General features: G+C 58.3%; 24 protein-coding genes. 15 read left to right on the top strand and 9 right to left on the bottom strand.

Going from position 1 to position 24813, the window contains the following annotated elements; genetic code table 11:
• Nucleotides 1-17: 17 nt before the first annotated feature.
• Complete coding sequence (locus tag ACN28Q_RS14845) at nucleotides 18-1583, bottom strand: BglG family transcription antiterminator (RefSeq protein WP_165907046.1); 1566 nt, start codon at nucleotides 1581-1583, stop codon at nucleotides 18-20.
• Nucleotides 1584-2237: 654 nt separating this feature from the next.
• Here ACN28Q_RS14845 and ACN28Q_RS14850 point away from each other — a divergent pair.
• The 3 genes from ACN28Q_RS14850 (at nucleotide 2238) to ACN28Q_RS14860 (ending at nucleotide 6576) form a co-directional block, all read left to right on the top strand.
• Nucleotides 2238-4127, top strand: coding sequence for a beta-glucoside-specific PTS transporter subunit IIABC (locus ACN28Q_RS14850; RefSeq protein ID WP_095847046.1), 1890 nt, complete (start codon nucleotides 2238-2240; stop codon nucleotides 4125-4127).
• 223 nt (nucleotides 4128-4350) lie between these two features.
• Nucleotides 4351-5793: a 6-phospho-beta-glucosidase gene (locus tag ACN28Q_RS14855; RefSeq protein ID WP_095847047.1), complete on the top strand. Its 1443-nt coding sequence runs from the start codon at nucleotides 4351-4353 to the stop codon at nucleotides 5791-5793.
• Nucleotides 5794-5925: 132 nt separating this feature from the next.
• The gene (locus ACN28Q_RS14860) at nucleotides 5926-6576 is read left to right on the top strand and encodes a GntR family transcriptional regulator (protein ID WP_230469497.1); all 651 of its coding nucleotides are present in this window, start codon (nucleotides 5926-5928) and stop codon (nucleotides 6574-6576) included.
• A gap of 71 nt (nucleotides 6577-6647) precedes the next feature.
• Here the strand turns inward: ACN28Q_RS14860 and ACN28Q_RS14865 are convergent, their stop codons facing one another.
• Genes ACN28Q_RS14865 through ACN28Q_RS14890 form a run of 6 tightly spaced genes read right to left on the bottom strand, consistent with a single transcriptional unit; the run spans nucleotide 6648 to nucleotide 12145 of the window.
• On the bottom strand, nucleotides 6648-6893 hold the full coding sequence (locus tag ACN28Q_RS14865; RefSeq protein ID WP_095847049.1) for an FmdB family zinc ribbon protein: 246 nt from the start codon (nucleotides 6891-6893) through the stop codon (nucleotides 6648-6650).
• A 10-nt stretch (nucleotides 6894-6903) separates the two neighbouring features.
• The gene (gene hydA, locus ACN28Q_RS14870; RefSeq protein WP_095847050.1) at nucleotides 6904-8331 is read right to left on the bottom strand and encodes a dihydropyrimidinase; all 1428 of its coding nucleotides are present in this window, start codon (nucleotides 8329-8331) and stop codon (nucleotides 6904-6906) included.
• Nucleotides 8331-9290 (bottom strand): dihydrodipicolinate synthase family protein, encoded by a 960-nt coding sequence (locus ACN28Q_RS14875; protein ID WP_095847051.1) that lies wholly within the window; start codon nucleotides 9288-9290, stop codon nucleotides 8331-8333. The genes hydA and ACN28Q_RS14875 overlap by 1 nt, the downstream gene beginning before the upstream one ends.
• On the bottom strand, nucleotides 9284-10453 hold the full coding sequence (locus ACN28Q_RS14880) for an NAD(P)/FAD-dependent oxidoreductase (protein WP_095847052.1): 1170 nt from the start codon (nucleotides 10451-10453) through the stop codon (nucleotides 9284-9286). The genes ACN28Q_RS14875 and ACN28Q_RS14880 overlap by 7 nt, the downstream gene beginning before the upstream one ends.
• Nucleotides 10450-11874 (bottom strand): NAD(P)/FAD-dependent oxidoreductase, encoded by a 1425-nt coding sequence (locus ACN28Q_RS14885; protein WP_095847053.1) that lies wholly within the window; start codon nucleotides 11872-11874, stop codon nucleotides 10450-10452. Before ACN28Q_RS14885 ends, ACN28Q_RS14880 begins: the two co-directional genes overlap by 4 nt.
• Entirely contained in the window at nucleotides 11867-12145 is a 279-nt protein-coding gene (locus ACN28Q_RS14890) for a (2Fe-2S)-binding protein (protein WP_095849040.1), read from the bottom strand. Before ACN28Q_RS14890 ends, ACN28Q_RS14885 begins: the two co-directional genes overlap by 8 nt.
• A 167-nt stretch (nucleotides 12146-12312) precedes the next feature.
• Between ACN28Q_RS14890 and ACN28Q_RS14895 the strand changes: the two genes are divergently transcribed.
• The 5 genes from ACN28Q_RS14895 to ACN28Q_RS14915 all read left to right on the top strand — a co-directional run bounded on the left by ACN28Q_RS14895 (nucleotide 12313) and on the right by ACN28Q_RS14915 (nucleotide 16565).
• Nucleotides 12313-13131, top strand: coding sequence for a transporter substrate-binding domain-containing protein (locus ACN28Q_RS14895; RefSeq protein WP_095847054.1), 819 nt, complete (start codon nucleotides 12313-12315; stop codon nucleotides 13129-13131).
• A gap of 74 nt (nucleotides 13132-13205) precedes the next feature.
• Nucleotides 13206-13874 carry an amino acid ABC transporter permease gene (locus tag ACN28Q_RS14900; RefSeq protein ID WP_095847055.1) on the top strand — a complete coding sequence of 223 codons (669 nt, stop codon included), beginning with the start codon at nucleotides 13206-13208 and terminating at the stop codon, nucleotides 13872-13874.
• Nucleotides 13874-14563 (top strand): amino acid ABC transporter permease, encoded by a 690-nt coding sequence (locus tag ACN28Q_RS14905; RefSeq protein WP_095847056.1) that lies wholly within the window; start codon nucleotides 13874-13876, stop codon nucleotides 14561-14563. The genes ACN28Q_RS14900 and ACN28Q_RS14905 overlap by 1 nt, the downstream gene beginning before the upstream one ends.
• Entirely contained in the window at nucleotides 14541-15278 is a 738-nt protein-coding gene (locus ACN28Q_RS14910) for an amino acid ABC transporter ATP-binding protein (RefSeq protein WP_095847057.1), read from the top strand. The genes ACN28Q_RS14905 and ACN28Q_RS14910 overlap by 23 nt, the downstream gene beginning before the upstream one ends.
• A 45-nt stretch (nucleotides 15279-15323) precedes the next feature.
• Nucleotides 15324-16565, top strand: coding sequence for a pyridoxal-phosphate-dependent aminotransferase family protein (locus tag ACN28Q_RS14915; RefSeq protein ID WP_095847058.1), 1242 nt, complete (start codon nucleotides 15324-15326; stop codon nucleotides 16563-16565).
• 10 nt (nucleotides 16566-16575) lie between these two features.
• Here the strand turns inward: ACN28Q_RS14915 and aaeR are convergent, their stop codons facing one another.
• Nucleotides 16576-17487 (bottom strand): HTH-type transcriptional activator AaeR, encoded by a 912-nt coding sequence (aaeR, locus tag ACN28Q_RS14920; protein WP_095847059.1) that lies wholly within the window; start codon nucleotides 17485-17487, stop codon nucleotides 16576-16578.
• A gap of 325 nt (nucleotides 17488-17812) precedes the next feature.
• Between aaeR and aaeX the strand changes: the two genes are divergently transcribed.
• The 5 genes from aaeX to ACN28Q_RS14945 all read left to right on the top strand — a co-directional run bounded on the left by aaeX (nucleotide 17813) and on the right by ACN28Q_RS14945 (nucleotide 21884).
• Nucleotides 17813-18016, top strand: a complete 204-nt coding sequence (gene aaeX, locus ACN28Q_RS14925; protein ID WP_095847060.1) for a p-hydroxybenzoic acid efflux pump operon protein AaeX — start codon at nucleotides 17813-17815, stop codon at nucleotides 18014-18016.
• A 7-nt stretch (nucleotides 18017-18023) separates the two neighbouring features.
• Nucleotides 18024-18959 carry a p-hydroxybenzoic acid efflux pump subunit AaeA gene (gene aaeA, locus ACN28Q_RS14930; protein WP_095847061.1) on the top strand — a complete coding sequence of 312 codons (936 nt, stop codon included), beginning with the start codon at nucleotides 18024-18026 and terminating at the stop codon, nucleotides 18957-18959.
• A 34-nt stretch (nucleotides 18960-18993) separates the two neighbouring features.
• Nucleotides 18994-20961, top strand: coding sequence for a p-hydroxybenzoic acid efflux pump subunit AaeB (aaeB, locus tag ACN28Q_RS14935; RefSeq protein ID WP_095847062.1), 1968 nt, complete (start codon nucleotides 18994-18996; stop codon nucleotides 20959-20961).
• Between the two features lie 168 nt (nucleotides 20962-21129).
• Nucleotides 21130-21582, top strand: coding sequence for a ribonuclease domain-containing protein (locus ACN28Q_RS14940; RefSeq protein WP_095847063.1), 453 nt, complete (start codon nucleotides 21130-21132; stop codon nucleotides 21580-21582).
• Nucleotides 21583-21587: 5 nt separating this feature from the next.
• Entirely contained in the window at nucleotides 21588-21884 is a 297-nt protein-coding gene (locus ACN28Q_RS14945) for a barstar family protein (protein WP_095847064.1), read from the top strand.
• A gap of 39 nt (nucleotides 21885-21923) precedes the next feature.
• Here the strand turns inward: ACN28Q_RS14945 and yjgA are convergent, their stop codons facing one another.
• Complete coding sequence (gene yjgA / locus ACN28Q_RS14950) at nucleotides 21924-22472, bottom strand: ribosome biogenesis factor YjgA (RefSeq protein WP_095847065.1); 549 nt, start codon at nucleotides 22470-22472, stop codon at nucleotides 21924-21926.
• A 368-nt stretch (nucleotides 22473-22840) separates the two neighbouring features.
• Here yjgA and pmbA point away from each other — a divergent pair, with 368 nt between their 5' ends.
• Together pmbA and cybC are read left to right on the top strand one after the other, a co-directional pair.
• Nucleotides 22841-24181: a metalloprotease PmbA gene (gene pmbA, locus ACN28Q_RS14955; protein WP_095847066.1), complete on the top strand. Its 1341-nt coding sequence runs from the start codon at nucleotides 22841-22843 to the stop codon at nucleotides 24179-24181.
• Between the two features lie 203 nt (nucleotides 24182-24384).
• The gene (gene cybC / locus ACN28Q_RS14960; RefSeq protein ID WP_095847067.1) at nucleotides 24385-24768 is read left to right on the top strand and encodes a cytochrome b562; all 384 of its coding nucleotides are present in this window, start codon (nucleotides 24385-24387) and stop codon (nucleotides 24766-24768) included.
• Nucleotides 24769-24813 lie beyond the last annotated feature (45 nt).

Below are 24813 nucleotides of genomic sequence, written 5' to 3' on the forward strand. Positions count from 1 at the left end.
TCAAACAATTAAAGGAACTAGTATTCAGCCGCCGGGAGTAAATTCACCGCCTGATGCAGTTGGCTGGTAATCACCTTTTCCGTGACGCGCTTGATGTCGTCGTCATTAAAAAACGCCGAGACATAGACAATGGGCGTTTGCTGCTCTTTCAGGTGGATGGTGGATATCACTAAATCCACCTGTTCCTGCAGGCAAAACGCCGCCATATTGCTGGCCGAAACCACGCCGACGATGATCCAGTCCGGGAAGGCGCGCAGGATGCGGCTTTTCAACAAGTGCGAGGTGCCCACGCCGCTGGAACACACCACCAGAATGCGCCGGTGGGCGATTTGCCGCTCCAGCGCCGCCTGGAAATGCACCGTCAGATAGCCCACCTCGTCTTCGGCGATCGGCTGGAGTTGAAAACGTTGGCACAGCTGCTGCGTCACCCGTTCGGTAATGTGATAAATGTCGTGCAGCTCGTTTTTTATATCTTCCAGCAGCGGATTGCGGATGCGAATATGGTATTTCAGGCGGTTAAGCAGAGGCTTAATATGAATCAGCAGGCCGTCATACAATAATGTGTCTGAGCGCAGATCGATATTTATCATATCGGAGAAGATATCAATCAAGCTCAGCGTCATGCGCCGCGATTCACCATTGGATAATTGCTGCCTGGCGGCGGAATGATCGCCATGCTCTTCAATAACGATGCCGGAAGAAACAATATATTGATAAATAAACCAGACTTCATCACTGGGCAGTCGGTTATTAATACGCTGCTCTATTTGTTGAACCATGTTTTCCGCAATATTGAATATAGGGCGGTCAACCTGGTTTTTCAGCGTTTCTTCGCCCAGCGGCAGGGAATTCCCCAACGCCATACGGTGCATCATAATTAATATATGGGTGAAGATATTAATATAATAAGGCTCCCCCAGCGGGTAAGAGAGCTGCTGTTCCATTTCCTGCAGTAGCTGCTGAACAAACACCACGTCTGGCTCGCCAAAATAGTGAATGAGCGCATGGTAGCTGCCGGGATCAAGGCGCGAGTGGTTAAGGCTGCCCGGTTCTTTGTGGTTCATCACTTCATTAATCAGCGTTGCCATCGCCTGGCGCACCTGGTTTTCGTTTCCTTCGATATGGGTGCCGCTCTGGCTGCGGATCAGGGTTAACCCCAGCGGCTGGATCCAGCTTTCGATAATCTTTAAATCGTTGACGATCGAGGCATTGCTGATAAAGTAGCGCTCGGCTAACTTGCTGATGGAGGTTTCCATCGGCGTGTCGCTGAGCAACTGCGAGGCGATTTTCACCCGGCGCGCATTGTTGGCCAGCGCGTCTGAATAGCCATCGTCAGCGGCGAGTTGCTGCTCCAGTTGAATCAGGTTTTTCGCATCTTCGGCGATCAGCAAAATCCCTGCGCCCACCTTCTTTTCCGGATAAATATTCCAGGCCGCCAGGAAATCTTCAATAAACTGCATGTCGCGGTGAATGGTCTTTTCTGAGACAGCCAGATACTGTGCAATATTTTTAACCGGTATATGCGTTTGGTGTCGCAGCAAATATTTCAATAATCTATTCTGTCGCGAGGTAAGTGGGTGCATAATATAACCCTTTTATGCTTCGCTATACCCGTCATACTTCAAGCTGCAGGTGTGTTGGCTTTCCTCGCTCACCCCAGTCACTTACTTCAGTAAGCTCCTGGGGATTCGCTGCGTTGCCGCGTGATTCGGCCATTCGGCCTCACCCCTACGGGGCCAGCGCTAGCGCTGTTCAAAAACGCTTTTGCGTTTTTGTCCTGCAACTCGAATTATTTTGGGTATATACAAGATGTTAATTATTATTCATTAAATGTCCATTCGCTCTTGCTTACCGCTTTTCCGTAATAATGAATATAGAAGTTGGCGTAAATAACAACAATACTAAAAACTGTCCCGTGGTTGGGACAAGATTAAAAGGTTGGCGGCTGTAGGGGATTAATTTCGGTTGGATCACACTTTTCTGGCCATTAAGTGTGATTGCGATCTCATCTTGGCCGATAATAATATTATCTGCTAACAAAATATATTGTCTGCCGTACAAAAACGGCGACTTTCATCCCATTTTTTAGCCTGCTTGCCACGTTGTGATCTAGCCCGCATTGCTGATTGAAACCGGTTGCAGACGCGGTGCGCTTTGCGCAATCCTGTTACTGAAACCGGTTTCATTTGTGATTGATACCCATTGGGGATGCATCGTAACCACTCAGAGGTGACATGATGGCGGCAATCAGGGATTACGTTCAGTTGGCGGCAGATATCCTCCGGGAAGTCGGAGGTGAAAAAAATATTGCTGGTTTTTCCCGATGTGCAACCCGGCTGCGGTTGGTACTGAATGAAACCCCGGCCAGCGCCAAACAGGCGATCCAGAGCCTGCCGGGCGTGATCGCCGTGGTGGAAAGCGGCGGGCAGTTCCAGGTGGTGATCGGCACCCACGTTGCCGATGTGTTCAACGCCATGTCCGGTTTGGTTGATCCGCAGCGCCAACAGCAAGCGGCGCCTAAACAGCGCTGGTTGGACGCGGTGATCGGCACCATGTCCGCCGTGTTCGCCCCCATTGTGTATATCCTGGCCGCCGCAGGTATTCTGCAGGGCGTGCTGATTGTGATTACGCTGTTTGCCGAAACCTTCAAAGACACCGGCACCTACGGCGTGCTGAACTTTATGTCCTGGACTCCGTTCGCTTTTTTGCCGGTGTTTATTGCCATCACCGCGGCGCGCCATTTCAAGTGCAACCCCTATATTGCCGTGCTGTGCTGCTGCGCCCTGATCAACCCGGAATGGACGGCGATGGCCGGGCGGATTGCGCAGGGAGAGAGTATTCACTTTCTGTTTTTCCCGCTGGCGGAAACCGTTTACACCTCGTCCGTGTTGCCGCCGCTGTTCCTGGTATGGGCGTTATCCTGGGTGGAACGGCGGGTGGAAAAAGCCATTCCGGAAGTGGTCAGCGCCCTGTTTACCCCGCTTATCTGTTTCCTGATTATCGTGCCGCTGACGCTGTTGGTGATCGGCCCGATAACCACCTATGCCGCGCTGGGCATCGCCAGCGGCTACAACGCGCTGTTTAACGCCTTCCCGGCGCTGGCAGCGGCGGTGATTGGCGGCGTATGGCAGATCATTGTGATCTTTGGCGTGCACTGGGGCATTACGCCGGTGGTGATGGCCAACTTTGATACCCAGGGCTATGACTCGTTCCAGGCCTACCAGACCATTGCGGTGGTGGCGCAAATGGCGGCGGTGTTCGGCTGCTTTATCAAAACCAAAAACCGGCAGTTGAAAACCACCTCGCTGTCGGCTGGGGTAACGGCGATATTCGGTATTACCGAACCGGCGATTTACGGCGTGACGCTGCGGTTGAAAAAACCCTTTATCTGCGGCTGTATCGGCGGGGCGATCGGCGCCGTCGTCGCCAGCTTCTTTGGCTCGCTGTACTACGCCTATGCCGCCTTGCCTGGCCTGTTTACGTTGGTGAATGCCATTAGCCCGGCGGCGCCGATGTCGTTTATCGGCGAGCTTGCCGGCAGCGCGGTGGCGATGGTGGTCAGCATCGGCTTGATCCAAATCGTCGGCTTTGACGATCCGCAAAACGAAAACGAAAACGAAGCCGGCCCGGCGGTTGGCGCGCCAACGGCGCCCGCTGCGGCACCGCTTAGCCACCAGCGTATTTCACTGTTAAGCCCGGTCAGCGGCGAACTGGTGGCGCTGGAAAGCGTGGCGGATGAAACCTTTTCCCAGAAACTGTTGGGCGACGGCGTGGCGATCAAGCCCACCCAGGGCACGATAACCGCCCCGTGCGATGCCACCGTCATGACGTTGATTGAATCACACCATGCCATTGGCCTGGCGTGCGATAACGGCGCGGAGCTGCTGATCCACGTTGGGCTGAATACGGTGGCGTTGCAGGGAAAATATTTCCGTCCGCTGGTGAAAGCCGGCGATCGCGTGCAGGCGGGCACGCCGCTGCTGGCCTTTGATCTGGCGGCGATCGCGCGTGAAGGCTACGACCTGACCACGCCGGTGCTGGTGGTCAACAGCGATGATTTCACGCTGACCCAGGAACGGCCACAGGGGCCGGTTAGTTGTGGGCAGCCATTAATGAATGTTATCTAAGAGCCTTACCATTAGGGCTATTTTACTTGCCATTTTGGCCCTGGGCAGTGCTCGAAATCCTCACGTACTCCGTGTACGTTCCGGTTTACTCGCTGCGCTCGCCCTACGGGCCGGACTGAAGTCCGTTCAACATGCGCGGCATGTTGTCTGCGCGCTGTCCGTGTCCAAACTGGCTGCGACAATAACGCCTACTGGGATAGGCTCTAAGTAAGGGAGAAAAAAGATGAAAAGCCAATTACCGGATAATTTCTTGTGGGGCGGCGCCGTGGCCGCGCACCAGTTGGAGGGCGGTTGGGATCAGGCGGGCAAAGGAGTGAGCGTGGTGGACGTGCTGACCGCCGGCGCCCACGGCAAGCTGAGAAAGATCACGGATGGTGTGCTCGACGGTGAAGCCTACCCGAACCAGCAGGCGATCGATTTTTACCACCGCTATAAAGAGGACATTAAGCTATTCGCGGAAATGGGGTTCAAATGCTTTCGTACCAGCATCGCCTGGACGCGTATTTTCCCCAACGGTGATGAAAATGCGCCTTGCGAAGCCGGGCTGCAGTTTTATGACGATCTGATCGACGAGCTGCTGAAATACAATATCGAGCCGGTGATCACCCTCAGCCATTTTGAAATGCCGTACCACCTGGCAACCCACTACGACGGCTGGATGAGCCGCAAAACCATCGATTTCTTTGTGAAGTTCTCGCTAACGGTGATTGAGCGCTACAAACACAAAGTGAAATACTGGATGACGTTTAATGAAATCAACAATCAGAAAAACGTTGATGCCGATATTTTTGGCTGGATGTGCTCGGGCGTGAAGTTTACCCAAAAGCCGAAGCCGGAAGAGGCGATGTATCAGGCGGTGCATCATCAGTTCCTCGCCAGCGCGCTGGTGGTGAAAAAGGGCCATGAAATCAATCCCGATCTACGCATCGGCTGTATGTGTTCGTTCGTGCCTTACTACCCGTACTCCTGTAATCCCGACGATGTGATGCTGGCCGAAGTCGCGATGCGCGATCGGTTCTATTTTTCCGACGTACACATCCGCGGCTACTATCCTTCCTACGCGAAAAAAGAGTGGGCGGCCAAGGGCTACCATATCCAGATGGAACCGGAAGACGAGCAGATCCTGCGTGAAGGCAAGGCGGATTACCTCGGCTTTAGCTACTACATGTCGAATGTGGTGAAGGCGGATGTGGCCAACACCAATACGGCGGAAAGTATGGATGGCAGCTCGCCGTATTCGGTGAAAAACCCCTATTTGCAGGCCAGCGATTGGGGCTGGCAGATTGACCCAACCGGCCTGCGCTATGCGCTGGCGACGCTGTATGAACGCTATGAAGTGCCGCTGTTCATCGTGGAAAACGGTCTGGGTGCCGCCGATAAGCCGGATGCCAACGGCTATTGCCAAGATGATTACCGCATTGATTACCTGCGCGCGCACATTGAGCAAATGAAAAAGGCGGTGGCGATCGACGGTGTGGATCTGATGGGCTACACCCCTTGGGGCTGTATCGATCTGGTGTCGTTTACCACCGGTGAAATGGCGAAGCGCTACGGCTTTATCTATGTGGATAAGCACGATGACGGCACCGGCACCTTGAACCGCACGCCGAAAAAATCCTTCTATTGGTATAAAGGTGTGATCGCCTCCAACGGCGAAGCGCTTTAACCGTTGCCTGCGGCTCCCCCACCCCAAACCAACAGGGGTGGGGGAGCCGCTTTGCTATGGCTCGGTTCAGTTTTCATTTCTGTACACATTATGTATACTTCCCCGAACGTTTCCATAAAGGTTGGTAATCAGGTGGCTGCTAACAACACTAACCCCCCGGAAAAACTTGGGGAATTGGCCTATCAGGCCTTGCACAGAATGATTCTGGAAAAAACTTTGCGTAGCGGTGGCCCGGTGGTGGAAGGGCGGCTGGTCGAAGAGTTGAATATTTCAAGAACGCCGCTGCGTGAGGCATTGCTGCGCCTGGAAGGCGAAGGTTTGCTGGTTCGCTCCGGCGCGCGTTCTTATTCCGTGCGTTTCGTCAGTGCGCAGGAATATTTTCAACTGATGAAAGTACGCGAACTGCTGGAGCCGGAAGCCATCGCGATGGCGATGCATAAAATTGATAAAAGCGAGATCGACGCGTTGATTGAAAAGATCAACGGGTTGAGCCAGGGGCAGCAGGAAAACGCCCACTGGCAGGTGGACGATCAGGTGCACACCTTGTTTGCCGACGCCTCCGGCAACCCGGTTTTGGCCCGCATGATCGCCCAGGCGCGCACTCACAGCCGGCTGTTCGAGCTGGTTAGCCCGTTTAACCGCATTGAAGAGGATCGCCAGGAGCATTTGGCTATCCTGCAGGCTTATCTGGCCGGTGATACGGAAGCCGCCCGTGAGGCGGTGCGTACTCACCTGAAGAACCTGAGCAGCTTTGTGTTAAACCGCCTGAGCGGCGGTCTGTAACGCAGGTTTTTATGGCGATGAAAAAGGCGGCCTCCTACGATGCCGCCTTTTTTCTGGCCGCGCCGCTTGGTTTAGCGGCTGGGCGTTTTATTCACCCGGTAGGCCGGCGCGCAGCAGCTGCAGCCTGCGCCATGCGGGTTGATGGCCGGCGGCGGCGTGGGCGCCGTTTGCCGGCGCAGCAGCACCGGTTGATAGTTGGCCTTGCGCTGTGCGGGGCGTTGGCACTGTGGGCAGGCCAGCGGCGCATCCCGTTCGGCCACCGGGCGCCGGCATTCAAACAGGCCGCAGCATTCGCAGGCATATTCATAGAACGGCATCGTCGTTACCTCACCAGTATTTCCCCAGCTCGCCACGAGGCACAAAGCGCCCCTGGCCGTTTTTGCCCAGCCACAGACCGCCGTCGATCAGCAACTGGCCGCGCAGCAGCACCTGTTTCACTTTCCCCTGCACCTGGCGGCCCTCGAACAGCGTGAAATCGCAGTCGCTGTGCTGGGTTTCGGCGCTGATGGTCTGGGTTTCGTTAGGATCGAAGATCACGATATCGGCGTCGCTGCCAACGGCGATGGTGCCTTTGCGCGGGAACAGCCCAAACAGTTTCGCCGGCGCGGTGGACATCAGCTCCACAAAGCGGTTCAACGAGATGCGCCCGGTGCGTACCCCGCCGTCATACACCACGGTCATGCGGGTTTCCACCCCCGGGATGCCGTTCGGGATTTTGGAAAAGTCGTCCGCGCCGAACGGTTTTTGGTTGATTTTGCCCTGGTGCCCCTCTTTCATGCAGTAGGGGCAGTGATCGGTGGAGATCAGCTGCAGATCGTCGGTTTTCAGCGCCGTCCACAGCGCGTTCTGCGACTCTTTCGAACGCAGAGGCGGGCTCATGACAAAGCGGGCGTTGTCGAAGCTGTCTTCGTCGTCGCTGTCGGCATAGGCCGATTCATCGAAGAACAGATAGTGCGGGCAGGTTTCGGCAAACACCGGGATACCCAAATCGCGGGCTTCGATCACGTGTTTCAGTGCTTCTTTCGCCGAAAGGTGAACAAAATAGACCGGCGCTTCCGCCAGTTCGGCCAGCTTGATGCCGCGGTGGGTGGCCTCGCCTTCAAGGATCGCCGGGCGCGTCAGGGCGTGGTAGCGCGGTGAGGTGTGCCCCTGCGCCAGCGCTTCTTTGATCAGCAGTTCCACCACGGTGCCGTTTTCCGCATGCAGGGCGACCATGCCGCCGTGCTGGCCGACCATCCGCATCGCCTGGAAGATCGCCGCGTCGTCGGACATTACCGTTCCCGGATAAGCCATGAACATTTTGAAGCTGGAGACGCCTTCGTGGCGGATCGCGTAGCGCATATCTTCCAGCACCTGATGGTCAACGTGGGTGACGATGACATGAAAGCCGTAGTCGATATTGGCCACGCAGTCGGCCTTCGACTGTGCGCGTTCAATCGCCTGCAGCGGCGTGGTGCCGGGGTTCTGCAACGCAAAATCGATGATGGTGGTGGTGCCGCCCCAGGCGGCCGAACGGGTGCCGGAATCGAAATTATCGGCGGTGGTCGATGGGCCGAAGGTGTTTTCCATATGGGTATGGCAGTCAACCCCGCCGGGGAAGATTAGCATGCCGGCGGCGTCAATCACCTTGGTGCCTTCAGCGGCGGGAAGATTAAGGCCGATGCAGGCGATCCGTTCGCCGTCGATCAGGATATCCGCTTCATAGTCGTCTACGGCGGTAACGATGCGGCCACCGCGTATCAGGGTCAAAGACATTATAACCTCCGTTCTGGGGTGTTGGGGCGTTGGTAAGCACCGGCGTGGGCCAGTGCCGCTTCAAGGTGTTGGTACTGTGCGCGATCGAGGGGCGGGATCGGCGCGCGCGTGGTGGCGCAGGGAAAGCGCCCAAGCATATGCAAACAGGCCTTCAGGCGGGCATTGGCATGGGTGCCGGGCTGGGTGCCGTAAATCGCCTTGGCCAGCGGGTAGATGTATTCATGCAGCCGGCGCGCTTCGCCAAGATCCATCGCCTGGACGGCGCGGTAGAGCGCCACCACCAGATCCGGGATCACCGCGGCCAGGCTGACCAGGCTGCCGTCGGTGCCGAGCGCAAAGCAGGTGAACAGGTGCTCGTCGCCCGAAGCCATCACGGCCACGTGCGGGGCGATATGCTGCATCAGGCGGCGGTTGGCGTCGTAGGCGGCGGTTTCCCAACTGCCTTCCTTCACCGCGACGATGTTCGGCAACTGCACCAGCGCCCGCAGGATGTCCGGCGTATAGGCCATGCCGCCGGTGCCGACGCCGGACTGGTAAAGCATCATCGGCATTTGGGCGTTGGCGTTGGTGATGCGGTGGTGATTGAGCACCGTGGCGGCGTCGGTGGACAGCGTCCAGGAGTACGGCGGGAACAGCAGCAGGGCGTTGGCGCCGGCCTGTTTGGCGTCGTCGGCCTGGGCCTGGGCATCGAAGCTGTCTTCGGCGTTGATCCCGGCAATCAGGATGCTGTGCGCTGGGCACACCTGGCGGGCAATGTCCACTACGCGGCGTTTCTCCGCCCGCGTCAGGGCAAAGTTTTCCCCGGCATGGCCGTTAATCAACAGGCCGCGGATGCCTTCAACCTGTGAGATTTCCTGCATATGCGTCGCCAGGCTCTCTTCGTCGATGTTGCGCCCGGTGGCGTCCATTGGGCACAGCGTCGCCGCATAGACGCCATGAAAAGGATGTGCTGTTAACATGTCTTGGCCTCTGTCTTGGTATGTTGACCATTTGCCCCGGATGGATACAGCCGGGCCGGATCGAAGAGTGGCATTTCAGGCTGCTGGCCGAGTATCTGCTGCGCCAGCAGCTTGCCCATATAAGGGCCGCTGGTGTAACCGGAATGAACACAGCCGATGACCCAGGCGTTGGGGTGATCCGGCAGTTCGCCGATCATCGGCATCGCATCGGCGGTTTCCGATTCCAGCCCCAGCCAGATACGGGCGACGCGGGCATCGCCCAGCGCCGGAATCACATGCTGGCCCAGCCGCAGATTGCCGATCAGGTTGTCCGGGATGGTCTCCACCCCGCCGCGCTCGCGGTCGCCGCGGCCCTGCCAGCCGCCGCCGATCACCACCGTGCCGTTGGCGAACTGCTTCATCGACAGCAGGCCGTTGGCGATGCTCAGTACGGAACGCATCGCCGGCGGGATTCTTTCGGTGACGATCAACTGGTTAATCAGCGTTTTCACCGGGATGGTCACGCCCAGCATCGCCAGCATCGGCTCCAGCCACACGCCGCCGGCCAATACCAGGCGCGCGGCGTTAATGCTGTATTGGTTGTCCTGCGAGCGGATCTGATAGCCGCTGCCGTGCCGGGCGATATGGCTGACCGGCGTGTGTTCCGCAATCGTGACGCCCGCGGCGCGCAGCGCGGCATGGAACGCCCGCCCGGTGAGGTAGGAACTGGCGAAGCCGTCGATCTCGCAGTAGGCGGCTTCCAGCACCGCCGGATTCAGGCCGGGTTCAATGGCCCGCGCGGCCTGCGGCGTGAGCAGCTTGATATCGGCGCCATATTCGCGGCGGGCGGCGGCGCGAGCCGCCAGCATTTCCCGTTCGTTCTCCGTGAACGCCAGCGACAGGCCGGGGGCGGCGGTTGCCAGCACGCCGTTGCCCAGCCAGGCGCCGGGGTTCATCCACATATCCCAGGCCTTGATGGCGTAGGGCACCAGGGCGGCGCGCGTCATATGCAGCGTGAGCGTCCCGGCGTTGACGCCCGAGGCGCTGCGGCACAGCGCGTGGCGCTCGAGCAGGGTTACGCGCATGCCGGCTTTGGCGAGAAACAGGGCGGTGCTGCACCCCATGACGCCACCGCCGACGACGCACACGTCGACGTTTTGGCTGTTATTGACTGAAATATTCACAGTGGGGCCGCCTTGGGAATCGGGATGTCGTCATAGTCGAAGTCGCCGGTCAGGGCTTTGATCGTCAGTGGGCGCAGCGGCGTGCGCGCGGAGAACACCCCGACTTTTTCACGCGGCGCCTGCTGCTGGCGTGCCAGCAGTTCGGCCGCCACATCGCCGCAGGTGCGGCCCTGGCACGGCCCCATGCCGCAGCGCGTCCAGGCTTTCAACTGGTTGACATCCCGGGCGCCCGCGTTGCAAGCCGCTTCGATATCGGCGCGGGTGACGTCTTCGCAGCGGCAGACTACGGTTGCCGGTTCAATGCTGTCCACGTGGCCTTCACGCAGCGCCATCAGCCCCGCCATGGTGCGGCCGAAGCGGGCGGCGCGCGCGTATTGCTTGCCGGCCGCTCGCGCGGATGCCGCCAGCCCAGCCGAAGGCGCACCGGGTTTTAATTGCTGGATGCAGGCCAGTGCCGCCAGCGTGCCGTGAATCCCTGCGGCGCCGGCGCCGGCAATGCCGGCGGCATCGCCGACCACAAACAGACGTTCGCGCGAGGTTTGCCCGTTGGCGTCGGTAACGGCAATCCAGCCGCCGGCCCGGCGGGAATAGCGATGCTGCGCGTGCAGCAGGCGCGTAATATCGGTCGACGGGGTGAGCCCGTGGCCCACGGCCACGCAGTCCGCCAGGATGCGTTTTCTCTCACCGGCAATCGGCCGGCCGGCCGCATCGCAGGGGGCCAGTTCCGCACACAGTTGCTCCCCGGCGCTGCTGACGCGCACCAGCGTGTGGCGTGAAAAGATCGGCACGCCGGCTTTTTTGATCGCCCAGGCATAGCCGGCGCCCTGGCGCAGGATGTCCGGCCGTGCCAGCATCGCCGGCGCGGTGCGCAGCCAGTCGCCGATGCCGGCGATATCCACGATGCCTGTCACTTCGCCGCCGGCTTTTAATGTGCCGCCGGCCACTGCCGCCAGCAGCGGGCCGCAGCCGGCCACCAGCGTGGTTTTACCCGGCAGGGTTTTCTGCGATTTCAACAGGATAGTGGCGGAAGCCAGCCCGATGACGCCCGGCAGCGTCCAGCCTTCAAACGGCACGACCCGCTCGGTGGTGCCGGCGGCGACAATCAAAATACGCGCCCGATAGCTGGCTGGCCCCTGCGGGCCGAGGGCATCGATGCGGTAGTCTTCGGTGATTGCCCAAATTTGGTGCCCCATAAACACCCGCACCGGGCTTTTTGCCAGTTGATGGCGCAAACTTTCCCCTGCCAGAAAATCGGCGTTGCGTTCATTATCGGCAGCGACTACCGGGGCACGGTAAACCTGGCCGCCCGCCGCACCGTTTTCATCAAACAAGCCCACGCGCAGCCCGGCGTCGGCGGCTGTCAGGGCGGCATTGATACCGGCCGGGCCCGCGCCGATTACGATGATGTCAAAGTCATTCATGGCGGTTCACATCCGGTACCTGAGAGATGGTCAGCCCCGCTTTGGCCTCGGTCTTGCAAGCCAGTACTCGGCTACCGTTAACCATGACCAGGCATTCCTGGCACGACCCCATCATGCAGAACATGCCGCGTGGCTGCCGTTGCTGCGGGCTGAAGCGCAATGTTCTGACACCCTGCGAAAACAGGGCGGCGGCGATACTCTGGCCCGGCAGGGCGGAGTAGGGCTTCCCTTCAAAAGAGAAGCCGACGACTTTGGGTGTGGAATTTGGCATGGGCACGTCCTCTAAACGGTGTGAAAACTGACCAATGATGCTTGACAAGTTTTTCAGCATAGTATCATATACGAATCGTATACGTAAAGTATGCGAAAGAACGGCGATATTTGTCTCGCCTTATCGCGGTCTTGCCACACTTCACACTTTGACTGGGGATTACACACATGAAGCGATCCGGAACGTTCAGCCGGTTAATGGCCGTTAGCTGCATTGCCTGCGCCCTGTTTGGCGCCACGCAGGCCAATGCGCGCTCGCTGGAGCAGATACTTGATTCAAAGAAAATCATCATTGGCGTGAATCCCAACTTGCCGCCGCTGGGGGTTTATGACGAAAAGAACGAAATTTCCGGGTTTGACGCCAGCGTGGCGCACAAGATTGCCGATTCGCTGGGGGTGAAGCTGGAGCTGGTGGCTATCGGTTCAAACGATCGCATTCCGTTTATTTTGTCGGACAAGATTGACGCGGTGATGGGCGGCATGACGCGCAATGCCGATCGCATGAAAGTGGTGGACTTCACCGATCCGGTGAATACCGAAGTGCTCGGCATCCTGACCACCGAGAGCAAGCCTTATAAAGACTGGCATCAACTGAACGATCCGGCGGTGCGCTTGGTTCAGGTGCGCGGCACCACGCCGATCAAGTTTATTCAGGAAAACATTCCCAAGGCTCAACTGCTGATTCTGGATAACTATCCGGATGCAGTGCGCGCCATTGCCCAGGGGCGGGCCGATGCGCTGATCGACGTGCTCGATTTCATGTTCGGTTACACCAAGAACTACCCGACCAAATGGCGCGTGGTGGACGATCCGTTAGAGGTGGATTATGACTGCATCGGCGTGCGCAAGGGCAACACGGCGTTGACGCAAAAGCTCAACCAAATCATTGCGGAACAGCATAAGTCCGGCTTTATCGCCGACAGTTGGACCAAATGGTTCGGCCACCCGATGTTGCACGATCCAACGCAATCGCCAACGCAACAATAACCCTGCTCTGCAATGAGCCATGACGCCTTATACCTGGTATACGGCGTCAATTATTTGACGAGAAAAATGCTCAGATGAACCTGAATTTTCAACCTTTGCTTGATCAACTGCCTTACCTGCTGGGTGGGGCGTGGGTGAGCTTACAGATCGCTGTTCTGGCATTTGCCTTCGGCATGATCATTGCCCTGTGCTGCACAGCCATTCTGCGCTATGGGCCGCGTTTGGCGGGGCAGGTGGTGAACGCCTATGTGGTTTTCGCCACCAACACCCCCCAACTGGTGCAAATCTATTTTTTGTTTTTCGCCTTGCCGGAAGTGGGGATATTGCTGTCGCCTTTTACCGCCGTGTTGATTGGCGCCACCTTTAACGCCGGCGCCTATTTGTGCGAGATCCAGCGCGCCGGGTTTGATTCGGTGCACCGCCTGGAGGTGGAAGCGGCGGAGGTGCTGGGGTTTTCACGCATGCAAATCATCCGCTACGTGATTTTACCGCACGTGATGAAAGTGATGTTCCGTCCGTTGTCCAATCAGTTCATCGTGATGACGCTTGGCACTTCTATGGCTTCGATGTTCGGTGTGGAAGAGCTGACGGGGCGCACCTATAACCTGAGTTCGGAAACATATTTATCGGTTGAAGCTTTCTCTATCGCAGCCGTGCTGTACATCATCATTACTATCATGGCCACGCTGGCTCTGGCAGTCGTCGGGCGTTTCCTCTTCCGCGCTAAAATAGAGGCCTTCTGATGAACTACCTGGATCTGCCTGAACTGGCACAGTTGTTTTCCTACTATAACGTGCTGCTGCTGCTCGAGGGGTTGCTCAGTACGCTGTTGCTGTCGGCGGGCGGGTGCCTGATTGGCTTCCTGGCCGGTTTTCTGATCGCCATTATCCGCACCACCCGGTCGAAAGCCGTGGCGCCGCTACGTGCAGCCGCCTTTGTTTACTGCTTCCTGTTCCGCCGTATCCCCTTTTTGGTGACGCTGATGCTGGTGTTTTTTATCAGCCAATATGTCGGGCTGTCGCTTTCCACCTTCTCGGTGGCGCTGGTGTGCGTGTGCATTATCGCCGCGGCCTATTTGGGGGAAATCATCCGCAGCGGTATTGATTCGGTGCACAAGAATCAATGGGAGGCCGCGCAGACGCTGAACTTCACCTACTTGCAAAGCCTGCGTTACGTGATTATTCCGCAGTCGTTGAAGGTGGTGATCCCGCCGACGTTCAGTTTTTTCATCATGTACATCAAAGACACGGCGCTGGCCTCGCAAATCGGGGTGATGGAGCTGACCTCCGCCAGCAAGGTGCTCACCAACAAAGGGTTTTCCGCCGCGTTGGTGTACGCCACGGTGTTGGTCCTGTATTTCCTGATCTCTTACCCACTATCGCGCTTTGGTAAGCGCCTGGAGAAGAAAATTGCCGCAACTCGAAATCGTTAACCTTAAAGCCTCGTACGGCCAGCAGAGCGTCCTGGAGCAGGTCAACCTTTCCGTTGAGAAAGGCGAAATCGTCAGCCTGATCGGCCCTTCCGGATCGGGGAAAAGCACGCTGCTGCGCGTGCTGATGGGGCTGCTTCCTCCAGAAGCCGGCACGGTACGGCTCGATGGTAAAACCGTGAATTATGCCCATAAGGGCGAACTGCGTGCGCTGCGCTCGTCCATCGCCATCGTGTTTCAACAGTACAACCTGTTCCAGAACATGACGGTGCTGGAGAACGTGATGATCACGCCGACCAAAATCAAAGGCTGGCCGAAAAAGCAGGTGGAGGCCGACGCCCGGCGCCTGCTGACCCGGGTGGGGCTGGAGCACCGGCTGCACGCCTACCCGGACGAGCTTTCCGGCGGCCAACAGCAGCGCGTGGCGATCGCCCGCGCACTGGCGCTAAAGCCAACGGTACTGCTGCTTGATGAAGTCACCGCGGCGCTCGATCCGGAGATGGTCAACGAAGTGCTCGATACCATCCGCGAGCTGGCATCGGAAGGCATCACCCTGTTTCTGGTGTCCCACGAGATGAGTTTTGTGCGCGAAGTGTCCAGCAAAGTGGTGTTTATGGCCGATGGCGCAGTGGTGGAAACCGGGGCGCCGCAGCAGATTTTCGATGCGCCGCAGCAGCCGCGCACGCGTCACTTCGTCGGGAAAATCCTGCGCCACTGATCCGCCATGCGGAAAGACCAATCACTATCAATAAGGAGAAGTCAGATGGATATCGCCCAATATCCGCAAATCAATCCACCGGCACGGTTGCTGATGGGGCCGGGGCCGATCAATGCCGATCCGCGCGTGCTGCGTGCGATGTCGGCGCAGTTGATCGGCCAGTACGATCCGGCGATGACGCAGTATATGAATGAGGTGATGGCGCTGTATCGCGCGCTGTTTCGCACCGAAAACCGCTGGACGATGCTGATTGACGGCACTTCGCGCGCCGGTATCGAAGCCATTCTGCTGTCGGCGATCCGCCCCGGCGATAAGGTGCTGGTGCCGGTCTTTGGGCGCTTTGGCCACCTGTTGTGTGAAATCGCCCGCCGCTACCGCGCCGAGGTGCACACCATTGAAGCGCCATGGGGCACGGTGTTCACGCCGGATCGCATCGAGGACGCCGTGAAACGCCTGCGCCCGCGTTTATTGCTGACGGTGCAGGGCGATACCTCCACCACCATGCTGCAGCCGCTGGCGGAACTGGGGGAAATTTGCCGCCGCTATGACGTGCTATTTTATACCGATGCCACGGCGTCGTTTGGCGGCAACGCGCTGGAAACCGACGCCTGGGGGCTGGATGCGGTGTCTGCCGGCATGCAAAAATGCCTGGGCGGGCCTTCCGGCACCGCGCCGGTCACCCTTAGCCCACGGATGGAGGCGGCGATCCGCCGGCGGCGCTGCGTGGAAGCCGGCATCCGCACCGCGGCGCACCAGGATGGCGAAGAAGAAATGATCTACTCCAACTACTTTGATCTGGGCATGATCATGGATTACTGGGGGCCGGAGCGGCTGAATCACCACACCGAAGCCACCAGCGCGCTGTTCGGCGCCCGCGAATGCGCCCGGCTGCTGCTGCAGGAAGGGCTGGATCACAGCATTGCGCGCCACAAGCGCCATGGCGACTCGCTGCTCAAGGGGATCCAGGCGATGGGGCTGGCGACCTTCGGCGATCTGTCTCACCGGATGAACAACGTGCTTGGGGTGATGATCCCGCCGGGCATCGATGGCGAACAGGTGCGCAAGCTGTTGCTGGAAGACTTCGCGATTGAGATCGGCACCTCGTTCGGGCCACTGATCGGCAAGGTCTGGCGGATTGGCACCATGGGTTACAACGCGCGTAAGGACTGTGTGTTGCAAACGCTGGCGGCGCTGGAAGCGGTGTTGAACCATCTGGGCTTCAACACCGTGCAAGGGGCGGCCATGCAGGCGGCCTGGGACCATTACGCGCAGGAGGGGAACGCCTGAATCGCGGCGTTCAACGATACTCCTGATACACCTTGGCGACCCGTTTGAAATAGTCGGTCAGGTAATTGATGCACACCTGAACTTTCAGCGGCAGCTTGTCTTTTTCGGTGTACAGGGCATAGACCGGGCGCGGATCCGACTGATAGCGCCTGAACAGGATCTCGATCTCGCCGCGTTTGATCTCCTCGATCACCCACATCAGCGGCGCATACGCGATCCCGGCGCCGGCTTTCAGCCAACGGATCATGGTCTGTGAATCGTTGGTGACGAAGCGGCCGTGGGGCGAAATGCGCGTGCTGATGCCTTCCGGGGCGATCAGCTCAAACTCGCTGTCCGGGCGCACGCTGTATTCCAGCCAGGAAAAATTCACCATGTCGCTCGGTTTTTGCGGCGTGCCGTGCTGCGCCAGGTAGCTTTTGGCGGCGCAGACCACCATCGGCATGGAGCCCAGGCGGCGGGAAAACAGGCTGGAATCCTGCAGCGCGCCAACGCGGATCACCACGTCCAGCCCATCGGCGATCAGATCCGGCGCCGGGATGCCCGTCACCAGGTTAACCGTCAGGCCAGGGTATTCTTTCAACATGTCGGCGGTCATGGTGGCCAGCACGTTTTGCGCCATGGTAGAGGAACTGCCGATGCGCAAGGTGCCGGTGGGCGTATTGTTGAAGGCATACAGCTGTTCATGCACCTCACTCACTTCCTGCAACATGCGTCGGCAGCCCTGATAGTAAATCTTGCCGGCTTCGGTCAGGCCGATGCTGCGCGTGCTGCGGTTGAGCAGCTTGACCTGGAGTTCATTTTCCAGTTTGGAGACGGTCTGGCTGATCGATGAAACGCTCATACCCAGTTGGCGCGCTGCCGCGGTAAATGAGCCGCACTCAACGACTTTCGCGAATACCGACATCCTTTTTAGTCTTTCCATTATTCACTCTGGCTTAAAAGTGATTTAGATCACAGTTTGTTGATTGGGTGATAGTAAGCACGCTAATATAATGCTCGCTGGGCGATGCCCCGCGTACGCCTGAGCGTGGCCATGAGGTAGGGCGGCCGCGTCGCCACAGGCGACTCTGCCGGTGCCCTCGTATTCCCTTTCATGGATACATGTCCCAAGAGTTTAACCCCTTTTCCGCTTTGCGGCCCGGTGCGCCGTCAGGCTACGGCGTAGGGCATGTCTGTGTTAAGTTGTAAACAGGATGTGATACAAAAGGTGCAGCATCCCGGTATTGTGAACAATCAAGGAAAAAGGTATGAGTTTGCTTCCGGTCATCGTGATTTTCGGGCTGTCGTTCCCCCCGGTATTTTTTTTGCTGCTGGTCTCGCTGGCGGTTTTTTTTGTGCTGCGCCGCGTGCTGCAGCCAACGGGGATCTATGATGTTGTCTGGCATCCGGCACTGTTTAATACCGCGCTGTTTTGCTGCCTGTTTTATTTGATTTCATGTCTTTTTTTCTGAGGCCGCTGTGAAAACGTTATTAATAAAAATAATCCGCATCGCGATTACGCTGCTCCTGGTGCTGTTGGGGATCGTTGCCGTGTTTAAGGTCTGGATGTTCTATACCGAATCGCCCTGGACGCGCGACGCCAAATTTTCTGCCGATGTGGTGGCGATCGCCCCGGACGTCAGCGGCCTGTTGACCGATGTGCCGGTGGTGGATAACCAACTGGTGGCGAAAGGGCAGACGCTGTTTGTTATCGATCAGCCGCGCTATCAGCAGGCGTTGGATCAGGCGAATGCCGATGTGGCCTACTATCAGGCGCTGGTCTCGGAGAAAAAGCGTGAAGCAAGCCGCCGTGTGAATCTGGGGCCGGATGCCATGTCGCGCGAAGAGATTGAGCAGGCGAGCAATGCGCTGCTGACCGCGCAGCAGCAGTTGGCGAAAGCGACTGCAGTGCGCGATCTGGCCCGGCTCGATCTGGAACGCACCGTGGTGCGTGCCCCGGCGGACGGCTGGGTGACCAACCTTAACGTGCATACCGGCGAGTTTATTACCCGCGGCGCCACGGCCGTGGCGCTGGTGAAGAAAAACAGCTTCTACCTGCTGGCCTACCTGGAAGAAACCAAGCTGCATGGCCTGAATAAGGGCGACCGCGCGGAAATTACCCCGTTGGGCAGCAACCGCATCATGCACGGCACTGTGGACAGTGTGGCGGTGGCGGTGAATAACAGCAGCAGCACCAGCAACAGTAAAGGGCTGGCTTCCGTTGACAGCAACCTGGAATGGGTGCGCCTGGCGCAGCGCGTGCCGGTTAAAATCGTGCTGGATGATAAAGACCAGCAGCACCCATACCCGGCAGGCACCACCGCTACGGTGGTGATTACCGGCAAACAGGATCGTCCCGCCAATGATGGCTCGCCGTTTACCCGCTTGATGCATCGGCTGCGCGAGTTCGGTTAAGGCCGCGCTCGCCCGTTTCCGAAAGGATGTTGTTATGTTCGGCGCTACTTTTATTCGGTTGAGATTTGCCTGCAAGCTGAGTTTCGCGATCGTGTTCGCGCTGTTTGTCGGCTTTCATCTCAACCTGGAAACCCCACGCTGGTCGGTAATGACCGCGGCCATCGTCGCGGCCGGCCCAGCGTTTGCCGCCGGCGGCGAACCCTTCTCCGGCGCGATCCGCTACCGCGGTTGGCTGCGGATTATCGGCACCTTTATCGGCTGTTTCGTCGGCCTGGCGATCATCGTCACTACGGCGCGTGCGCCAGTGGTGATGCTGTTTTTGTGCTGCGCCTGGGCCGGTTTCTGTAGCTGGATTTCTTCATTAATCCGCGTCGAAAACTCCTACGCCTGGGGCCTGGCGGGCTATACCGCGCTGATCATCATTGTGACCGTCGCCACCAGCGAATCCCACCTGTTGGAAGCGCCGCGCTTTGCCATTGAGCGCTGCAGCGAGATTGTGCTGGGGATTGTCAGCGCCGTGCTGGCGGATTTGCTGTTTTCCCCGCGCTCGATCAAACAGGATATCGATCGGCTGCTGGATAAACTGCTGGTGGATCACTACCAACTGATGCAGATGTGCCTGAGCAACGCGCCGAAAGACGATATCGATCGCGCCTGGAGCAACCTGGTGAAGGGCACTACGGCGCTCAACGGCATGCGCAACAACCTGATGCTGGAATCCTCGCGTTGGCACAAGATGAACCGCCGGGTGCGGGCGCTGCATACCCTGTCGCTGACGCTGATTACCCAGTCGTGTGAAAGCTACCTGATTTTGCAGGATCATCCCGGCGCCGTGCCGGAAAGGCTGCGCGAGCTGTTGCTGGCGCCGGCGCAAACGCCGCAAGAGGTTCACCAGCGTCTGAAGCTACTGCGCCAGGTGTTGGCTTCCCACCGCACGCAGGAAACGCTGCCGACCGTCACCGGCTGGATTGGCAACGCCACGCGCTATCTGCTGCTGGCGAAGGGCGCGCAGACCAACAGCAGCATCAGCGCGGTGGAAGAGGATATCTTGCGCGCCGAGGTGGTGGTGAAACCCACCTCGGCGGAAGGGCACCACGCGATGATCAACGGCCTGCGCACTTTTGTCGCCACCGCCTTCGGCTGCGCGCTGTGGCTGTGGAGCGGCTGGACCGCCGGCAGCGCGTTTATGGTGATCATCACGGTGATCACCTCGCTGGCGATGCGCACCCCTAATCCGCGCATGGTGGCGATGGACTTTGTGATCGGCATGATGGTCGCCATTCCGGTGGGCGGGCTGTTTTTTACCGTGATCATCCCGGCGACGCAGCAGAGCCTGCTGTTGCTCTGTTTAAGTCTGGGGCTGATGGCGTTTTTTATCGGTATCGAAGTGCAAAAACGGCGGCTAGGCACACTGGGGCTGCTGGCCGGCACCATCAATATCCTGGTGTTGAGCAATCCGATGGTGTTCAACGTACCGCTGTTCCTGGATTCGGCCTTCGGCCAGTTTATCGGCAGCTGTGTGGGGCTGATGGTGCTGCTGCTAATTCGTGATAATTCGCGTGAACGCACCGGCCGCACGTTGTTGAACCAGTTGGTCAGCCGGGCGGTGTCGGCGCTGACCACCAAGGCGGCCAAACGCCGGGAAAACCACCTGCCGGCGCTATATCAGCAGTTGAACCAACTGTTGATGATGTTCCCCAACGACATTGCCAAGTACCGCCTGGCGCTGAACTTGATCATCGCGCACCAGCGTATGCAGCGCACGGAGATCCCGGCCAGCGAAGCGCTTTCCGCCTTTCACCGGCAGATCCGCAAAACCGCCGACAGCGTGGTGAGTGCGAAAAACGACGTCAAACGGGCGTATTACTACGATCGCCTGCTGGGCGAAATGAACGAATACCAGCAAAAACTGGTGGAAAGCCAGGCGCCGCTCAGCGTCACCGGGCCGGTCAGGCGTCTGGCGGAAATGCTGCACCGCTATCGCCACGCCCTGATTGACTAGCCACCGTGGCGCACGGCAGCGGCCCCGCTAACCCTGCCGTGCGCTTTCGGATATTGCCGGGTGCCAGCCTGCAGTAAAAACGTTATATTTTGTTAATCATTCATTCATCAGTTTTGGCTATATATCTGGCAGGTGCCATAGCCAGCGGTAACTATTTTCAGGGAATTTATGAACAAGCGGATCCTGGTGGCGATGGCGATTGCTGTGGTGATAGCCGGTTTCAGCGCGCTGCGTGCGCCCCAGCAGCCAGCGCCGGCCAACGTGCCGGCTACGGCAGCGGCGGAAAGTATCGATGGGTTAACGCAGCAGGAGCGGGTGGTGAGCTATCTGAAACAGCGCCAGCGCTTGCCGGATTACTACATTAGCAAAAAGCAGGCGCGTGAGCAGGGATGGGATGCGCGTGATGGCAATTTGTGCTCGGTGTTGCCAGGCAAAGCCATTGGCGGCGATCGTTTCTCCAACCGCGAAGGGCAACTGCCGGCGGCCAGTAACCGCATCTGGCGTGAAGCGGATATCAATTACCGCTGTGGCCGGCGCGGCGCAGAACGCCTATTGTTCTCTAATGACGGGCTGATTTTCGTCACGCATGACCATTATAAAAACTTCATTCGGGTGGAGTAAGTCTGATGGCAAAAGTAGAGTTCGATTTTAATCAGATAGCCGATCTGCCGGCGTTCTACCGTGCCTTTGCGCAGAAATTCGCGTTGGATGAAGGCTTTGGCGCTAATCTGGATGCGCTGTGGGACGTGGTGACCGGGGAGATCCGTTTGCCGGTGGAGATCGAGTTCACCAATCTGAGCACCCGTAGCAAACGCCGCTTCGGCGCGATCATTTTGCTGTTTGAAGAAGCCGAAGAAGAGCTGGACGGCAGCCTGCATTTTAATATGCATGAAAGCCGTGAGCCGGCTCACCACCGGGGATGAACGGCAGCGTTCATCCCGCAGCGGCAGTGCGGCAGGGGATCAGTCGGTGGCTTCGGCCAGTTCGCGCAGATACTGGAAGATCTGGCGGTAAGCCTTAGGCGGCTTGTTGCCGGCTTTCTCTTTTTGCGCGTTGCGTACGAGCGCGCGCAACTGCTGGCGATCGGCCTGTGGATAAAGTTCCAGGATGGTTGGGATCGCATCGTCGCCCTGTTCCACCAGGTTGTCACGCAGCGTTTCCAGCTTGTGGAACAGCGCAACCTGCTGGTTGTGGCGGTTCTTCAGCTTGTCCAGTGCGGTCTGGATCGGCTCGACGTCGCGGGCGCGCAGCATCTTGCCGATTAACTGCAGTTGGCGGCGGCGGCCCTCTTTCTTAATCTTCTGCGCCAGCTCAATGGCGGCCCGCAGATCGTCATCCAACGGGATGCGCTCCAGAGCATTTTTCCCCAGTTCGACCAGCTCAACGCCCAGATCTTTCAGCGCTTGCGCATCACGTTTAATTTCACTCTTACTGACCCAGATAATCTCGTCATCGTCCTCGTCTTCACTCCCCGGGACATCGTCGAGCCAATCTTCAGGCTGTTTGTTCATGGTAGGCTCCGTTAAAAAGAGGCTAATCCTAACAGGTTGCCGTCTTTATGCGAAATTCCACGCAGTTCCTGTTAGACTCAATGGCATTAATCAAATACCCGTCATACTTCAAATTGCAGGTGTGTTGGCTGCACGCAGCCACCCGAATCACTTACCGGCGTAAGCTCCTCGGGATTAATGAGAGACATCCTGTCTCTCACCGGAGGCCAACCGTTGGTTGGTCAAATTCGTTCCCGACGAATTTGTCCTTTGATTGCCGCCTGCCTGCAACTCGAATTATCTTGGGTATAAGATTTTCGCGCGCCAGCACGCGCACAATCAACGCCGCCACGGCACTTTTCTCAACGATTCTAAATTATGGCAGATTGATGAAAGTAGTCACCCAAGTTGCAGAACAGCGTAAAGCGCTGGAACAGGCCGTTTCGCAGGCCCTGGAACTGGCGCGCGCCGGTTCTGATGCGGCGGAAGTCGCCGTGACCAAAACCACCGGCATCGGCGTCAGCACCCGTTTTGGCGAAGTCGAAAACGTCGAATTCAACAGCGACGGCGCCCTGGGCATCACCGTGTATTACCAGCAGCGTAAAGGCAGCGCATCGTCCACCGATCTTTCCCCCGACGCTATCGCCCGCACCGTGCAGGCCGCGCTGGATATCGCCCGTTATACCTCGCCGGATCCTTGCGCCGGGCCGGCAGAAAAAGATCTGCTGGCGTTTGAAGCGCCGGATCTGGATCTGTTTCACCCCTCCGAGCTGGATGCCGAGCGCGGTATTGAACTGGCCGCGCGCGCCGAGCAGGCTTCACTGGCGGCGGATAAGCGCATCACCAATACCGAAGGCGGCAGCTTCAACAGCCACTACGGCATAAAAGTCTTCGGCAACAGCCATGGCATGCTGCAGAGCTACTGCTCCAGCCGCCATTCGCTGTCGAGCTGTGTGATTGCCGAGCATGAAGGCGATATGGAGCGTGATTATGCCTACACCATCGGCCGTGCAATGGACGATTTGCAAAGCCCGGAATGGGTGGGGCAGGAGTGCGCGCGCCGCACGCTGTCGCGCCTGGCGCCGCGTAAGCTGTCGACCATGAAAGCGCCGGTGCTGTTTGGCCGTGAGGTGGCGACCGGGCTGTTTGGCCACCTGGTTGGCGCCATCAGCGGCGGCAGCGTGTACCGCAAATCCACGTTCCTGCTCGACGCGCTCGGCACGCAGATTTTGCCGTCGTGGCTGACCATCGAAGAGCATCCGCACCTACTGAAAGGGCTGGCCTCCACCCCGTTCGACAGCGAAGGCGTGCGCACCCAGCGCCGTGACATCGTGAAAGACGGCGTGTTGCAAACCTGGCTGCTGACCAGCTACGCGGCGCGCAAGTTGGGCCTGCACAGCACCGGCCATGCGGGCGGCATCCACAACTGGCGCATTGCCGGCCAGCACAATGATTTTGACGGCATGCTCCGGCAACTGGGCACCGGCCTGCTGGTGACCGAGCTGATGGGGCAGGGCGTTAGCGGCGTGACCGGCGACTATTCCCGCGGCGCCGCCGGGTTCTGGGTGGAAAACGGTGAAATCCAGTATCCGGTCAGCGAGATCACCATCGCCGGCAACCTGAAAGACATGCTGCGCAATATCGTCAGCGTGGGTAACGATATCGAAACCCGCAGTAACATCCAGTGCGGCTCGGTGCTGCTGCCGGAAATGAAAATCGCCGGGCAATAAGCCCGGATGCGGCCGGTGTTCTGCCGGCCGCGCCACTCTTTAACCTTCCTTACAAACATCTGAAGCTGCTTTACCCTTTCATCCTCTATGGTTAGGCTGTATCACACCATGGCGTAGTGGCGTATGTGCCCTGAATAATTTTTATAAGCCTTGGCGTGAGTGATATTTCTCGTGGTTAACATTCAATAATTGGAAGGGTGAGCATGAATAAAACACTGAAAGCGTTGGCGTTGGTCACGCTGCTGGGCGCCAGTTCGCTGGCGATGGCCGATATCGCGGATGATATGGATATTATCGCCGACAATTACGACACGGCGCTCAAGACCGATAGCGCCGATGTGTTCCAGCAGAGCCTGGAAAAAATGCGCGCGGCGGCGCTGGATTCCCAGAAACAAACGCCACCGTCGCTGGATGGCAAAGCCGACGACAGCCCGGAAATGAAGGATTACCGCCACGGCTTCGATATTCTGGTGGGCCAGATCGATCAGTCATTGGCGCTGGCGAAGCAGGGCAAGTTGGCCGACGCCAAACGCTTGGCTGAAGAGTTTAAACAAACCCGCAGCACCTACCATAAGAAATACCGCTAATGATACCGGCGCCCCCGCCGCGGCGGGGGCACCTGCATCCATCAC

Origin of the sequence: Gibbsiella quercinecans (genome assembly GCF_002291425.1) — a bacterium.
Taxonomy (GTDB): Bacteria; Pseudomonadota; Gammaproteobacteria; order Enterobacterales; family Enterobacteriaceae; genus Gibbsiella; species Gibbsiella quercinecans.

Coding starts and splice junctions, on each gene's coding strand:
- ACN28Q_RS14845 (WP_165907046.1), bottom strand. CDS start 1,583: ATGCACCCACTTACCTCGCGACAGAATAGATTATTGAAATATTTGCTG.
- ACN28Q_RS14850 (WP_095847046.1), top strand. CDS start 2,238: ATGGCGGCAATCAGGGATTACGTTCAGTTGGCGGCAGATATCCTCCGG.
- ACN28Q_RS14855 (WP_095847047.1), top strand. CDS start 4,351: ATGAAAAGCCAATTACCGGATAATTTCTTGTGGGGCGGCGCCGTGGCC.
- ACN28Q_RS14865 (WP_095847049.1), bottom strand. CDS start 6,893: ATGCCGTTCTATGAATATGCCTGCGAATGCTGCGGCCTGTTTGAATGC.
- hydA (WP_095847050.1), bottom strand. CDS start 8,331: ATGTCTTTGACCCTGATACGCGGTGGCCGCATCGTTACCGCCGTAGAC.
- ACN28Q_RS14875 (WP_095847051.1), bottom strand. CDS start 9,290: ATGTTAACAGCACATCCTTTTCATGGCGTCTATGCGGCGACGCTGTGC.
- ACN28Q_RS14885 (WP_095847053.1), bottom strand. CDS start 11,874: ATGAATGACTTTGACATCATCGTAATCGGCGCGGGCCCGGCCGGTATC.
- ACN28Q_RS14890 (WP_095849040.1), bottom strand. CDS start 12,145: ATGCCAAATTCCACACCCAAAGTCGTCGGCTTCTCTTTTGAAGGGAAG.
- ACN28Q_RS14895 (WP_095847054.1), top strand. CDS start 12,313: ATGAAGCGATCCGGAACGTTCAGCCGGTTAATGGCCGTTAGCTGCATT.
- ACN28Q_RS14900 (WP_095847055.1), top strand. CDS start 13,206: ATGAACCTGAATTTTCAACCTTTGCTTGATCAACTGCCTTACCTGCTG.
- ACN28Q_RS14905 (WP_095847056.1), top strand. CDS start 13,874: ATGAACTACCTGGATCTGCCTGAACTGGCACAGTTGTTTTCCTACTAT.
- ACN28Q_RS14915 (WP_095847058.1), top strand. CDS start 15,324: ATGGATATCGCCCAATATCCGCAAATCAATCCACCGGCACGGTTGCTG.
- aaeR (WP_095847059.1), bottom strand. CDS start 17,487: ATGGAAAGACTAAAAAGGATGTCGGTATTCGCGAAAGTCGTTGAGTGC.
- aaeX (WP_095847060.1), top strand. CDS start 17,813: ATGAGTTTGCTTCCGGTCATCGTGATTTTCGGGCTGTCGTTCCCCCCG.
- aaeB (WP_095847062.1), top strand. CDS start 18,994: ATGTTCGGCGCTACTTTTATTCGGTTGAGATTTGCCTGCAAGCTGAGT.
- ACN28Q_RS14940 (WP_095847063.1), top strand. CDS start 21,130: ATGAACAAGCGGATCCTGGTGGCGATGGCGATTGCTGTGGTGATAGCC.
- ACN28Q_RS14945 (WP_095847064.1), top strand. CDS start 21,588: ATGGCAAAAGTAGAGTTCGATTTTAATCAGATAGCCGATCTGCCGGCG.
- yjgA (WP_095847065.1), bottom strand. CDS start 22,472: ATGAACAAACAGCCTGAAGATTGGCTCGACGATGTCCCGGGGAGTGAA.
- pmbA (WP_095847066.1), top strand. CDS start 22,841: ATGAAAGTAGTCACCCAAGTTGCAGAACAGCGTAAAGCGCTGGAACAG.
- cybC (WP_095847067.1), top strand. CDS start 24,385: ATGAATAAAACACTGAAAGCGTTGGCGTTGGTCACGCTGCTGGGCGCC.